Below are 12,285 nucleotides of genomic sequence, written 5' to 3'. Positions count from 1 at the left end.
TTTATTGTTTGGCTGGTGCCGTTGCGGCAGGCGCAGAGGCGGGCGCCCCGGCGGGCTTGGCGCCGGCAGCTTGCCACGGCACTGGATTCACGACGATAGGGTCTCCGGGCTTGCCGCGAGGCAGCTTCTGGAAGCCGTCCACCATCACTTTTTCGCCCGCTTTGAGGCCTTCGGTGACGACCCAGTTGGTGCCCTGCGCAGGGCCGAGCTTCACGGTTCGGGGCGTCAGATGGTTATCTGGCCCGACCACCATGACGGTGTCGCCCTTGGCTGAGCGCGTCACGGCCTGTTGAGGCATCAGCACGCCGTTGTCTACTTGGGCCTGCTCGATGCGCACGCGCACGTAGAGGCCTGGCAGCAACGACCGATCAGTGTTGGGGATCTCGGCGCGCAGGGTCACCTGGCCGCTGGTGGGGTCTACCGTCAAGTCGGTGAACAGCAGGCGGCCGGTTTTTCCGTAGACGCTGCCGTCCTCCAGCACCACGCTGACATTGGCGGCGCCGGCGCCTGCCTGCTTGTACTTGCCGCTGGCCAAGGCCGCCCGGAGCCTCAAGGCTTCAGATGCAGACTGCGTAAAGTTCACATACAACGGGTCGATCTGCTGGATGACTGCCAGTTCGGTGGCAGTGCCCTGGCCCACCAGTGCACCTTCGGTCACCAGCGCGCGGCCAATGCGGCCCGAGATGGGCGCCGTCACGGACGCATAGCCCAGGTTGATCCGGGCGGTGGTAACACCGGCCTTGGCCGCTGCAAGGTTGGCTTCCGCCGTCTTCTGCGAAGCGACGGCGTTGTCGTATTCCTGCTTGCTGACTGCGTTCACAGCCACCAGAGGGCGATACCGCTCTGCCAGCGCCTTCGCCTGTGCCACAGTCGCTTCCGCCTGGGCTACGCTGGCCTGGGCACTTTCCAGGGTGGCTTGGTAGGGAGCGCTGTCGATTGTGAACAGGCGCTGGCCGGCCTTCACGTCGCTGCCTTCGGTGAAAAGACGCTTTTGCAGGATGCCGGCCGCGCGGGCGCGCACTTCGGCAACGCGCGAGGACTCGAGCCGACCTGGCAATTCGGTGACCAAGCCCACATCACCCGGGGCGACGGTGACGACTCCGACTTGTGCGGGAGGCGGCGGCTGCCCTTGTGCGGCAGCCGGATCTTCCTTCTTGCCGCAGGCGCTCAACAACACCAGGACGGCAGCCAAGGTCGCGGCGAGGGTATACGACGCCTTGCGATGGCGCGAGCGAGGGGCGGAATGTGTTTCGAGATCGTCGGTCAGGCACGGCATGGGAGTCCTCAGAAGAAAGGCAAGGGCTACAAGCGGAAAAGAAAAGGGCGTCCCGAATAGCCGGCCACCGGGAACGGCTAACGCACCCAGGGCGGATCGGGAGGACGGCGGATTGTACATACAAACATGAATGTATAATTGCGGCGCGGGCTTTCAGTGTGCCGCCAGGAGACAAATTCGCCCCATGGTCAGAAGAACCAAACAAGATGCAGATGCCACGCGTTCGCGCTTGCTGGACGCTGCCGAACAGGTGTTTTACGACAAAGGCATGTCACGCGCCTCATTGAATGACATTGCTTGCGCCGCTGGCGCGACTCGAGGCGCCATTTACTGGCACTTCAAAGACAAGGGAGACCTGTTCAACGCAATGATGGATCGCGTGACCTTGCCCCTCCAGCATGCGACGGACCACAGCGAGGCCTTTGCGCAACTGCCGCCGATGCAGCGCGTGCGGGATCGAATCGACTTTGTACACCGATCCATCGTCTCCGACGAGCGCATGCGCCGGGTATTCGAGATCGCGCTGTTTCGCATTGAATATGTAGACGACTTGGCAGTTGTACGGGATCTGCACATTGAGGCCTGCGGTGGCTTTCAGTCGCAGCTTGAACAGGATCTGAAGGCTGCCGCTGCGGATCAAGGCATCACCTTGCAGCACGGTTCCCTGCCCGCTGCCATCGGGCTGCGCTGCGTCTTCGACGGGCTGCTTCAGGCGTGGCTGCTCAATCATGCGAACTTTGATCTGGTTGCCATCAGCCGAATGGTTGTCGACACGTATCTGCGAGGCTTGGGTTTTCGAATCTAGGGCCGTGCGATAATTCGTCTCTGTTTCCGCGCTGACTCGCGCAACACTCCAGCGGCTGTAGCTCAGTGGATAGAGTATTGGCCTCCGAAGCCAAGGGTCGTGGGTTCGATCCCCGCCAGCCGCACCATTTCCCCCTTTTGTTACCCTTTGCCTGCCCGGTGTCTACGAAGCTCCGGCCGGCTTTGGTGCGTACGTGTGCGTATCCCCGTCGCTGCTGGCATGCGTCATCGTGTAGAGGCCCACATCCACACGGCTGGTTCTGAAGCCTGCCTCGCAATAGCACAGGTAATACACCCAGAGACGGCGGAAGGCTTCGTCGAAACCCAATGCCTCGATTCGGGGCCACGCGCGCAGGAAGCGGTGGCGCCATTCAGCCAGCGTGAGCGCATAGCTCTCGCCGAAGGTTTCGCTTTGCACCAGTTGCAGGCCAGCGCGTTCGGCCTGGGCCTGCACGATCTCACGGGTGGGCAGCATGCCGCCCGGGAAGATGAAGCGCTGGATGAAGTCCGGCTCGGCCCGGTAACGCGCGAAGTGATCTTGCGCGATGGTGATGGTCTGCACCACCGCCACCCCGCCAGTGCGCAGGCGCGCCTTGATCGTCTCGAAGTACTCAGGCCAGTAGGCTTCGCCCACGGCCTCCAGCATCTCGATGGAAACGATGCGGTCGTAGTGGCCGGTCTCATCACGATAGTCCTGCAGGCGAAGATCCACCCGCCGGCCTACGCCGGCCGAGCGCACCCGTGCGGCCGCATGGCGCAATTGTTCGGCGGACAGCGTCAGCGCAGTGACATAGCCCCGGGGCGCTGCAAGCGCCATGCGTTCGGCCAGAGCGCCCCAGCCGCAGCCGATCTCCAGAATGTGTGAGTCTTCCTGCAGCGCCAGCTGATCCAGGATGCGCTGCAGCTTAGCGGCTTGTGCTTCTTCCAGCGATTGCGCGCTGCTGGAATGAATGCCACTGGAATAGAGCATGCTGGCATCCAGCCATTCGGCATAGAAGTCGTTGCCCAGGTCGTAGTGAAAAGAGATGTTGTCCCGGCTGCCCTTGCGGGTGTTGCGGCGCAGGCCATGTGCCGCACGATGCAGCCAGCGCATCGGAGCGCTTGCATGCAGGGCGGAGCCCCAAGCCGCCTCATTGCGAATGCCCACTTCGAGCAGGGCGGTCAAGTCGGGGGTGGACCAGTCGCCATCACGGTACGAGCGCGCCAACCCGATGTCGCCGCTGGTCAGCAGGCGCCACACGGGCCGCCACCGATGCAGCGTCAGCAGCCCGCGCGGGCCGGGTTGGGCACCCTGGGCCTCCAGCGTGGCACCACTCGGCAACGTGATGGAGAGCGCGCCCACCTGCAAATGGCGCAGCATGCGCTCGAGCATGCCGCGCAAGGGCCAGGCCAGTCCATCGCTTAACGCGCGCAGCCAGCGGCCGCGCGTGCGCGACGTCTCCAGCTCGGAAGGGGGTGGCGAGGGAATGTGCATATCAATCAGAGGACGGCGGAGATGGGGGGATGCTCACGGCATGTGCCGGAGGCGGCGGCTTGCGGTGCAGGCGAATGCCTTTGCCCACCAGCTTGAGCGCCTCCCAGTGAATGGCTGCAATGACTTTCAGCGTGAGCAGCGGGTGAGAGAAGAAAGCGCGTACCAAGGTAGCGTCGGTTAGCGGCCGGCGAATGGATTGCAGGTCGGCGGTAAGCATCACGCCCTGCTCGGCGCGCGCGTCGATGTGTATCCGAAGATCGGGCGTAATCGGGCTGGGCGGCGACACCGAGAAGTCATAGTACATGTCCAGCCCCAAAAACGGTGACACGTGGAAATTCTTGGCGCAGGTCTGGCGAACCAGGCCGGCAGCTTGCCTGTCGTGCTCGGGTGGGCAGGGCAGCAGGTAGCTGTGCCGCTCTCCAAACGTGTTGTTCACTTCGTACAGGATGGCCTGAAGCCGGCCGTCCAGATCGTGGCAAAAATACACGCTCAGGGGATTGAACGCATATCCCAGGATGCGCGGCATGGTCAGCAGATGGATCGCTCCGCCGGGGCGCAGATTTGCCGCACGCAGTTGATCCTCAATATAGGTGCGCAACCCGCGTGCCGCGCCGTCCCCGTAGTCGCGCTCGTGCCAGCTGAAAAGATTGAATCGGTTCACGGAGAACCAGCGCAACCGGTCGTGCAAGGCGGGTAGCTCGTCCAGGTCGATCAGCAGCGAATACACGCCATACCGCAGCCGGTGACGCCGCGGGCGCAGGCGGCGGTGCATCACCCAGCCGGTGTACAAAGCCGACGAGCTGGCGACTGCCGTCATGCCGGCCGCGCCTCAGTCGGCCGCAGGTGAATGCGGCCGGATTCGTTGGCCACGCTCCAGGGCCGCCGTACCCCGCCCAGCGCTTCCGCCACGGCCAGTCCGGCCTGCAAGCCGTCTTCATGAAAGCCTGAGCCGAAATAGGCGCCGCAAAACCAGGTGCGCTGGCGCCCTTGCAGCGACCAAAGAGCGTGTTGAGCGCGCATGGCGTGTGCATCGAACAGCGGATGCTCGTAGATCTGCGTATGAATGTGGTGTTGCGCCGCAGGCTCCTGCAGCGGGTTCAATGTCAGAAACCAATCCTGGCTGGCCGGCAAAGGTTGCAACCGGTTCATCCAGTAACTCACACACAGGCCTTCGGCCTGCGTCCGGTCAGCCAGATAGTTCCAGCTGGACCAGACGGCCTTGCGGCGTGGCATGAGGGCAGGGTCTGTGTGCAATATCGCCCGGTTGCGGCTGTATTGAAAAGCGCCAAGCAGTTCTTTTTCTTCCTCGCTTGGTTGCGGCAGCAAGCGCAGCGCCTGGTCTGCGTGGGTCGCTATCACCACCTGGTCGTACCGGCGCGATTCCCGCGCGTCTGCCGTGCGAACGAAGACTCCGCCGGGCGTGCGGCGAATTTCCACCGCAGCGTTGTCCAGCCGCAGGCCCGAGCCCAGCGCCGCCGTGAGCCGCTGAACGTAGTTGCGGCTGCCGCCCCGCACAGTGCGCCAGGCCGGACGGTCCCCCAGATTCAGCAAGTGGTGGTTTTCGCAGAACCGCACAAAGGCCTCGACCGGATACTTGCCTACCTGCTGGGCTGGCGTAGACCAGATCGCTGCTGCCATGGGGTACAGATGGTCTTCGCGAAAGGCCCGGCCGTAGCCGTGACGGTCCAGAAATTCGTCCAGCGACATCAGCCCCAATTGGGGTGCCAGGCGGGGGGCTTGCCGGTAGAAGCGAACCAGATCGCGCAGCATGTGCCAAAAGCGCGGGCGCAGCCAATTTTTGCGTTGCGCGAAAAGCCCACTCAGGCCAGAGCCACTGTATTCCAGCGCTCCCCTGTCCAGGCTCACGCCGAATGACATGTCGGTTGCTACCGTGGCGATATCCAAATGCTGAAAGAGAGCCGTCAGATTCGGGTAGGCCAAGTCGTTGTAGACGATAAAACCCGTGTCCACCGGCACTCGCCCCTCGGCAGAGGGCACATCCACCGTGTGGCTGTGGCCGCCAGCGCGGTCATCGGCTTCGAACAGGGTGATCCGGTGTCGGCTGGACAGCAGCCACGCGGCAGACAGGCCGGCAATCCCACTGCCGATCACGGCCACATCCAGCGCGCCCTCCGCACGGCCAGCGCCCAAAGCGCCCATGGGGCCATCCAGCGGCTGTCCCGTTGCATTGTTTTTGTGCACTTCCAAATAAGACATGCGTGTTGTACGGCGTAGGGGACCGTTTGGATTCCTGCGCATGTCTTGGACATCAGTGCTGTGATCTAATGCCGCGAGCGTTGCGTAACAGCAGCATGACCACCGCCCACCTGTTGTCAGATTGGCCTGCCGCACCGGCAAGGCCACGGCCGCCCTACTTGTCGATAGTGACCACGCACCCTCCCAGCGGCTCGATGCCGAACAGCGACGAGCTGAGCGCCTGGATCCAGGCCGTGGCGGCCCGCCAGGACCGACAGGCGTTTGCCGCCGTTTTCAAGCACTTCGCTCCCCGGGTCAAGGCCTACCTGATGCGATTGGGCAGCCCCGAGGGGTTGGCGGAAGACCTGGCACAGGAAACCATGGTGAGCGTGTGGCGCAAGGCGGCGCTCTACGACGCCCGGCACGCTGGCGTTTCCACCTGGATCTTCACCATCGCCCGCAATCTGCGGGTGGACCAGCTGCGCCGCAAAAGCCACACCATCGTGGCGGAGGCAGGCGACTGCGAAACCGAGCCGCTGCAAGACACCGCGCCGCAACCGGACGAGCAGCTCAGCATCCAGGAGCGCGAGTTGCGCGTTCGCGAGGCCATGCGCCAGCTGTCGCAGGACCAGGCGCACATCCTTCGCCTGTCTTTCTTCGAAGAACATCCGCACGCCCGCATCGCTGAGGAGCTGGGCATTCCGCTGGGCACTGTGAAGTCGCGCGTGCGGCTTGCCGTCAACCATCTGCGCCGCCTGTTGGGCGCGCTCGAGCCATGATCCGCCATCACCCTGAAGACTCCTTGCTGCTGGCCTATGCCGCGGGCCAGTTGCCTGCGGGACCGGCCATCGTGATTGCCAGCCACATCGAGAACTGCGCGCACTGTTGCCAGCGCATGCACGAGTTCGAAGCGGTCGGCGGTGCGCTGCTCGAAACGACCGATCCGGTTCTGCTGGAACCTCAAGCCCTGGCCCGCGCCATGGCTGCCATCGATGCGGGTGATGCCGAGCCTCGCAAGAGGCGGCCGGCAACTGCGCTCGGTGCCGGTTGGCCTGCCTTGCCGCCTGGCGCCCGGTGGCCGCAGGCTTTGCGGGGCTGCACCATTGCGCCGTGGCGCTGGGTGGGCCCGGGCATGCACTGGAGCCGCGTGACCATGCCGCACGACCCCGATGGCAACCTGTTTTTGCTGCGCATGGGCCCCGGCAAGAAACTGCCCACGCACAGCCACAGCGACCTGGAAATGACCCAGGTGATGTACGGCGCTTTCCATGATGGCCGTGACCGTTACGAGGCCGGCGATTTCGACGGAGCCGATGACAGCGTGAGTCACAAGCCGGTTGTGTCGGGGGACGGCATCTGCATCTGCCTGGCATCCGTGCAGGGCAATGTGGTGCCGGCCGGTTTCATCGCCCGCACGATCGGCAAGCTCGTCGGCGTGTGAATGCCATACGCGCAGACCAGAGCGGCGGAGCCCTCCTGGTCTGCCACCCGTGTGATCAGTCCGAGCCGAAGCGAAGCGCCACGTAGCAGGCCGCACCTGCCGACATGGCGGTGACGAACGTGCCCCAGCACAGGTCGGCCACCGTCACTTGCCAGGGCCAGTCGCGCAGCGTGGCCTGGTTGGTCAGGTCGTAGGTGGCGTAGGCCAGCAGGCCCAGCAAGGCGCCCCAGCCCATCGCTGCGGCCCAGCTGCCGCTGTCCAGCCCGGGCCGCACGGCGAAAACGACGGCGCCGGCGACGTATAGCACGTAGAAGATGGCAGCTGGTGCCAGGCTGAAGCCGTCGCGCATCAGGTGGCCGATGGCCGGCCGGTACAGCCGGTCAGCCATGGCGGTGAGCCATAGCGCGTCGAGCGCGAGGAAGACGATGGCGAAAACGCCGTAAGCGATGGCGAACTGTCGGATCATGGTGGGGCTTCCTGCAATAAGAGTGAATGGAAAAGAACAAGGCTCATGGGTGAAGGGATGTGCCCTTCGCGCTCTCCACGCTTTCGGCGCGTCGCGGCGGGCCAGGCACGAAGGCATTGGTACGGGCGATGTAGTCGCGGTAGGCCGGGCGGCGCTCGGTGATGTCTTTTTCTTGCAGGGTCACGCCTGAGACACGCAGCAACAGCACCGTCATCAGCAGTGGCGACACCATCGTCCAGGCCCCGCCCCAGCCCGATCCGCCCAGCGCCACACACCACAGGCCCCACCACAGGCAGGCCTCGCCAAAGTAATTGGGGTGACGGGTGTAGCGCCACAGGCCCCGGTCCATGACTTGGCCGCGATTCGCCGGGTCGGCCTTGAAGCGCGCCATTTGCGCGTCGCCCACCGCTTCAAAAAAGATGCCGAAGGTTGCCAGGGCCAGGCCCGCCGCGTCCAGCCAGCCCAAAGGGTTGCTGCCTTGCACGCCCGACAGAAACGGTGCCGACACGATCCAGGCCAGCAGCATCTGCAACCCGAACACCAGATACAGACTGCGCCAGCCGAAGTGCGGCTGGTTGCGAGCCCGAATCTCCTGGTAGCGCCGGTCTTCACCATGGCCCCAGTTGCGCCAGGTGATGAAGGCGGAGAGCCGCACTCCCCACACCACGGCCAGCGCCACCATGGCCATGCCGCGCGCGTCGATGGCGGGCTGCACTGCCAGGTAGACACAAGCGGCGCCCGCAATGCAAGGCCCCCAGACGCGGTCGATCAGGCTCACGTCGTGGCGCCACAGGCTGATCGCCCAAGTGCCCACCGCCAGCAGGGCGATCCAGGCCAGGCCTGCGAGTGCTGTGGATAAATGCATGCCGGCCATGGTGCGCTCCTTGTCGGTCGTTGCAAATGTGTTCAGTCGCGCCGGCTGAACAGATAGTGGCTCACCCACCATTGCTGGCCGCCCCGGTAACCGAACAGTTCGGCCACCGACAGGAAGAACAGCCGCCAGCGCACCCACCACACGGCAGCATCAGCGCCGTAGGTGGCCTGGAACAGCGGCATCAGTTCGTTACGGTGCGCATCCATGCGCGCCAGCCAGGCCTCGGCCGTGCGCTGGTAATGCGTGCCGTCCCAGCGCCAGCGGTCTACCAGCCGCAGATCGTCCTGGCATTGCAGAGCCAGGTCGTCGCTGGGCATCATGCCGCCGGAGAAGAAGTGGCGGCTCATCCAGTCGCTGTCGTCCTTTTCAACGAACGGGTAGGGCGCCTCTCGGTGGGCGAACACGTGCATGAAGAACCGGCCGCGAGGCGCCAGCCAACGCGCGACGTGCGCAAAGGCGCGAGGCCAGTTGCGCAGATGCTCGAACATCTCGACCGAGACGATGCGGTCGAACCGTTCTTCGGTGTCGAACACATTGAAGTCGCAGGTGACGACGCGCAGGTTCGCCAAGCCGCGCGCCCGGGCTTGCGCCTCGATGTAGGCGCGTTGCGAATGCGAGTTCGACACGGCGGTGATGCGGCTGGCCGGAAAGCGCTGGGCCATCCACAGCGTGAGCGATCCCCAGCCGCAGCCCAGCTCCAGCACGGCTTGGCCGTCCTGCAGGCCGGCGTGCTCGCAGGTCAGTTCCAGCGCGCGTTCTTCTGACGATTCGAGCGTGGCCACATCCGAGGGCCAGTAGCCGCTGCTGTACTTGCGGTGCGGCCCCAGCACCTGGCCGAAGAATGCCTCGGGCAACTCGTAGTGCTGTTCGTTGGCTTTCTCGGGCAGGGGCGCCAGTTCGGCGTGACGCATGCCGCGCAGGAAAGACCGCGTGGCCTCGGCGCCAAACACCGCGTCGCCGCTGCGCATCTCCGCCAGCCGGCCCTGCAGCAGGTGCCGTATGCCCAGGCGGATGGCAAAGTCGGGCACGCGGCCCTGTTCAACCCAGCGGATGGCAGTGGCGGCGGCAGTTGGCATGCGGGTTCCCTCTGGTTGGACTGCGGGTGTGCGTCCTGCGCACGATCTCCGTGCCGGGTGTACGCGCGCCGGAGTGGTTTGGATTGCCCCTCCCGCCTGTCCGATGTGCGGCTGAGGCGGCGTCTGACACGCCGGTGCCTTTCGACTTTCCTTTAATGGATGCCATGCACCCACGGGAACACGCCATGTCCAAGACGTATCGCCAGCACCCCGACAAGCCCAAGCCCCGCGAGATCAAGCGCCGCAGGCAACGCGAGGCGATGGTGACGCGTCCCAGCGCTCACGCTTCCGTGCTGCTTCCCGACCCCGAGCCGCCCATCTGGAAACCCTTGGGCTAACCGGCAGTCGGCCGCCCAGCGCTTGCGCCCAGGCGCGGTAAGCACTCTCCGTCCACGAACACGCGCAACTCGCCGCTTTCGAACGCGGTCCATTCCTCGTTGGTCGTGAGCGGCGCAGTCACCACCATCGCTACCTTGTCGTTGGGCGTGGTGTGGGCTGAAAAGTCGATGTGCAGGTCTTCGTCGCACAGGTGCGCCTGCGAGAACGGGTGCCGCCGGGTGATGTAGTACAGCGACGTGGACGCATGCGCCCATAGCGCCTGGCCGTTGGACAGCAAAAAGTTGAACGTGCCATGCGGCGCAATGCGCGCGGCCAGTTCCTGCAGCGTGATGGTCAGCTCGGCGATGCTGGGCACGCCCGCATGCGACTTCGCTATCTCTTGCATGATCCAGCAGAAGGCGTGCTCGCTGTCCGTTGTGCCCACCGGCTGGAAGTGCGAATGCAGGCGGGGGCGAAATTCCTTCAGGTCGCCGTTGTGGGCGAACACCCAGTAGCGGCCCCACAGCTCGCGCACGAACGGGTGGCAGTTCTGCAGCACCACGCTGCCCTGCGTGGCCTTGCGGATGTGCGCGATCACGTTCTGGCTGCGGATGGGGTAGCGGCGAATGAGCTCGGCCACCGGCGAATCGACCGCGCGCTGGTGGTCCACGAAGTGGCGCAGGCCGCGGTCTTCGAAAAAGGCGATGCCCCAGCCGTCGGAATGGTCGGCCGTGTTGCCGGCGCGCTGCGCGAACCCCGTGAAACTGAAGGTCACGTCGGTCGGCGTATTGGCATTCATTCCGAGCAGCTGGCACATGGGGGCTGGGGCTTTCGTTGGGGGCTTGGCTATTCAGATGGGCGGTGCTGCGGGCGGGCGGCGCGGTGCGTCGCGCAGTTGCCAGGCAGCCACCAGCGCCACCAGGCACAGCACCGTCAGCAGCAAAAAGGTTTCGCCGAAGGCTTCGATGCGCGCTGCGCTGCTGGCCGCTGTCTGCAGCGAATCGCCATGCGCGGCAATGCGCCATTCCAGCACGATGCCGCACAGGCTCACCCCTGCGGCGCCGCCCAGCATGCGCACGAAGCTGATGGCGCTGGAGCCTTGCGCGATGAGCGGCTTGTCCAGCGGCCGCATCGCGCCCAGGTTGAGCGAGGGCAGGATAAAGCCCAGCCCGATGCGCCCGAGGATGGCAAACGCCACCAGCATCCACAGCCCGCTGTGCAGGTCGACCAGCATCATCAGTCCGAAAGACAGCGCCAGCAGCGCCAGCCCGGTGCTGACCAGCAGGTGCGTGGGCTGGGTGTCGGCCAGCCGGCCCACCAGCGGAATGGTGATGGCCAGCACGATGCCGGCCGGCAGCATGATGGTGCCCACGTGCGACGCGGACAGCTGCAGCCCCAGCTGCATGAACACCGGCAGCAGATAGGTGGAGCCGAACAGCGCCGTGCCGTAGATGAATGCCACGATGCTGCCCATGGCGAAAGGGCGGTACTGGAAGATGCGCAGGTCCATCAACGGCCGGCGGCCTTGCTGCTGCAGCCGGCGCTGCCACCAGATGAACGCGACGAGCGCACCCAGCGCCGCCAGCAGCAGGGCCGCTGACTGGAATACCGGGCCGTTGTGCAGCGCCACCAGGCCATTGAGCAGGCACAGCGTGCCCACGCCGCCCAGCAGCAGGCCGCGCCAGTCCAGGCTTTCGCCCGCGCGGTTGGCGGCCAGCCCGCCCGGGCCGCTGACCGGCACATATTTGTAGGCCAGCGCGATGGAGGCGATGCAGAACGGCACCACCATGAAGAAGATGGAGCGCCAGCCGAACCAGTCCACCAGCAGCCCGCCGATGCTGGGCCCGATGGCCGGCGCCAGCACCACGCCCATGCCAAAGATGCCGCTGGCGCGGCCCTGCTCGTGCGGCTGGAAGGCATACAGAATGATCACAGCCGGAATGGGTTGCACCACGCCGGCTGCCAGCCCTTCGAGCACGCGGGCCAGCAGCACCAGCCCGTAGTCGTTGGCGACACCGCCGCCGACGCCGCCCACCAGCAGCAGCACCATGGCGCCCACATAGGTGGCGCGGTAGCCGTAGCGCGACAGCAGCCAGGGCGTGGTCAGCATGGCCACGGTGGTCGCCACCATGAAGCCTGAGCTGACCCACTGCGCGCGTTCCTGCCCCAGCGCAAAGTGGTGGCTCATGTCCGGAATGGCCACGTTCACGATGGTGGACGACATGATGGACGCCATCGTGCCCACCATCACCGACAGCAGCACCAGCCAGCGATAGCGCTCGCCGTAGCGCTCACGCAGCAACGCCGCGGATGCGGAGCTGGGCGTTACCCCATCGGGGCTGCGGCTGCGCATGAAAGGG

At 65.2% G+C, this 12,285-nt stretch carries 13 protein-coding genes and 1 tRNA gene; 5 read left to right on the top strand and 9 right to left on the bottom strand.

Features of this window, described 5'->3' with window-relative positions:
- Position 1: 1 nt before the first annotated feature.
- Positions 2 to 1,276, bottom strand: coding sequence for an efflux RND transporter periplasmic adaptor subunit (locus tag RQI28_RS09300; protein ID WP_311224037.1), 1,275 nt, complete (start codon positions 1,274 to 1,276; stop codon positions 2 to 4).
- A gap of 184 nt (positions 1,277 to 1,460) precedes the next feature.
- On the opposite strand from RQI28_RS09300, the gene RQI28_RS09295 reads away from it, so the two are divergent.
- Positions 1,461 to 2,081: a TetR family transcriptional regulator gene (locus tag RQI28_RS09295; RefSeq protein ID WP_311224036.1), complete on the top strand. Its 621-nt coding sequence runs from the start codon at positions 1,461 to 1,463 to the stop codon at positions 2,079 to 2,081.
- Between the two features lie 51 nt (positions 2,082 to 2,132).
- A tRNA-Arg gene (locus RQI28_RS09290) sits at positions 2,133 to 2,208 on the top strand.
- 35 nt (positions 2,209 to 2,243) lie between these two features.
- Here RQI28_RS09290 and RQI28_RS09285 read toward each other — a convergent pair.
- Genes RQI28_RS09285 through RQI28_RS09275 form a run of 3 tightly spaced genes read right to left on the bottom strand, consistent with a single transcriptional unit; the run spans position 2,244 to position 5,771 of the window.
- Positions 2,244 to 3,554, bottom strand: coding sequence for a cyclopropane-fatty-acyl-phospholipid synthase family protein (locus RQI28_RS09285; RefSeq protein ID WP_311224035.1), 1,311 nt, complete (start codon positions 3,552 to 3,554; stop codon positions 2,244 to 2,246).
- A gap of 1 nt (position 3,555) precedes the next feature.
- Positions 3,556 to 4,371, bottom strand: coding sequence for a DUF1365 family protein (locus RQI28_RS09280; protein WP_311224034.1), 816 nt, complete (start codon positions 4,369 to 4,371; stop codon positions 3,556 to 3,558).
- A complete protein-coding gene (locus RQI28_RS09275) occupies positions 4,368 to 5,771 on the bottom strand; it encodes an NAD(P)/FAD-dependent oxidoreductase (protein ID WP_404976964.1) in 1,404 nt (467 codons plus the stop codon). The genes RQI28_RS09280 and RQI28_RS09275 overlap by 4 nt, the downstream gene beginning before the upstream one ends.
- Before the next feature lie 194 nt (positions 5,772 to 5,965).
- On the opposite strand from RQI28_RS09275, the gene RQI28_RS09270 reads away from it, so the two are divergent.
- Complete coding sequence (locus RQI28_RS09270; RefSeq protein WP_311230746.1) at positions 5,966 to 6,529, top strand: sigma-70 family RNA polymerase sigma factor; 564 nt, start codon at positions 5,966 to 5,968, stop codon at positions 6,527 to 6,529.
- Positions 6,526 to 7,191, top strand: a complete 666-nt coding sequence (locus tag RQI28_RS09265) for a ChrR family anti-sigma-E factor (RefSeq protein WP_311224032.1) — start codon at positions 6,526 to 6,528, stop codon at positions 7,189 to 7,191. Before RQI28_RS09270 ends, RQI28_RS09265 begins: the two co-directional genes overlap by 4 nt.
- 55 nt (positions 7,192 to 7,246) lie before the next feature.
- On the opposite strand, the gene RQI28_RS09260 is transcribed toward RQI28_RS09265, so the two are convergent.
- The 3 genes from RQI28_RS09260 to RQI28_RS09250 are packed head-to-tail and all read right to left on the bottom strand — an operon-like array spanning position 7,247 to position 9,607.
- Complete coding sequence (locus RQI28_RS09260; RefSeq protein WP_311224031.1) at positions 7,247 to 7,657, bottom strand: DUF2177 family protein; 411 nt, start codon at positions 7,655 to 7,657, stop codon at positions 7,247 to 7,249.
- A gap of 43 nt (positions 7,658 to 7,700) precedes the next feature.
- Positions 7,701 to 8,531: a DUF1295 domain-containing protein gene (locus RQI28_RS09255; protein WP_311224030.1), complete on the bottom strand. Its 831-nt coding sequence runs from the start codon at positions 8,529 to 8,531 to the stop codon at positions 7,701 to 7,703.
- 32 nt (positions 8,532 to 8,563) lie between these two features.
- On the bottom strand, positions 8,564 to 9,607 hold the full coding sequence (locus tag RQI28_RS09250) for a cyclopropane-fatty-acyl-phospholipid synthase family protein (protein WP_311224029.1): 1,044 nt from the start codon (positions 9,605 to 9,607) through the stop codon (positions 8,564 to 8,566).
- 185 nt (positions 9,608 to 9,792) lie between these two features.
- Here RQI28_RS09250 and RQI28_RS09245 point away from each other — a divergent pair, with 185 nt between their 5' ends.
- Positions 9,793 to 9,945: a hypothetical protein gene (locus RQI28_RS09245; protein ID WP_311224028.1), complete on the top strand. Its 153-nt coding sequence runs from the start codon at positions 9,793 to 9,795 to the stop codon at positions 9,943 to 9,945.
- Here the strand turns inward: RQI28_RS09245 and RQI28_RS09240 are convergent.
- Together RQI28_RS09240 and RQI28_RS09235 are read right to left on the bottom strand one after the other, a co-directional pair.
- Positions 9,942 to 10,742, bottom strand: a complete 801-nt coding sequence (locus RQI28_RS09240; RefSeq protein WP_311224027.1) for a class II glutamine amidotransferase — start codon at positions 10,740 to 10,742, stop codon at positions 9,942 to 9,944. The genes RQI28_RS09245 and RQI28_RS09240 overlap by 4 nt on opposite strands.
- Positions 10,743 to 10,775: 33 nt before the next feature.
- Positions 10,776 to 12,278 carry a DHA2 family efflux MFS transporter permease subunit gene (locus RQI28_RS09235; protein ID WP_311224026.1) on the bottom strand — a complete coding sequence of 501 codons (1,503 nt, stop codon included), beginning with the start codon at positions 12,276 to 12,278 and terminating at the stop codon, positions 10,776 to 10,778.
- Positions 12,279 to 12,285 lie beyond the last annotated feature (7 nt).

This window comes from Acidovorax sp. WCS2018Noco2-16 (assembly GCF_031843945.1).
In the GTDB taxonomy this organism is placed as follows: Bacteria; Pseudomonadota; Gammaproteobacteria; order Burkholderiales; family Burkholderiaceae_C; genus Paracidovorax.
The sequence above is the reverse complement of the archived record's forward strand: the minus strand, read 5'-3'. Positions and strand labels throughout refer to the sequence as shown.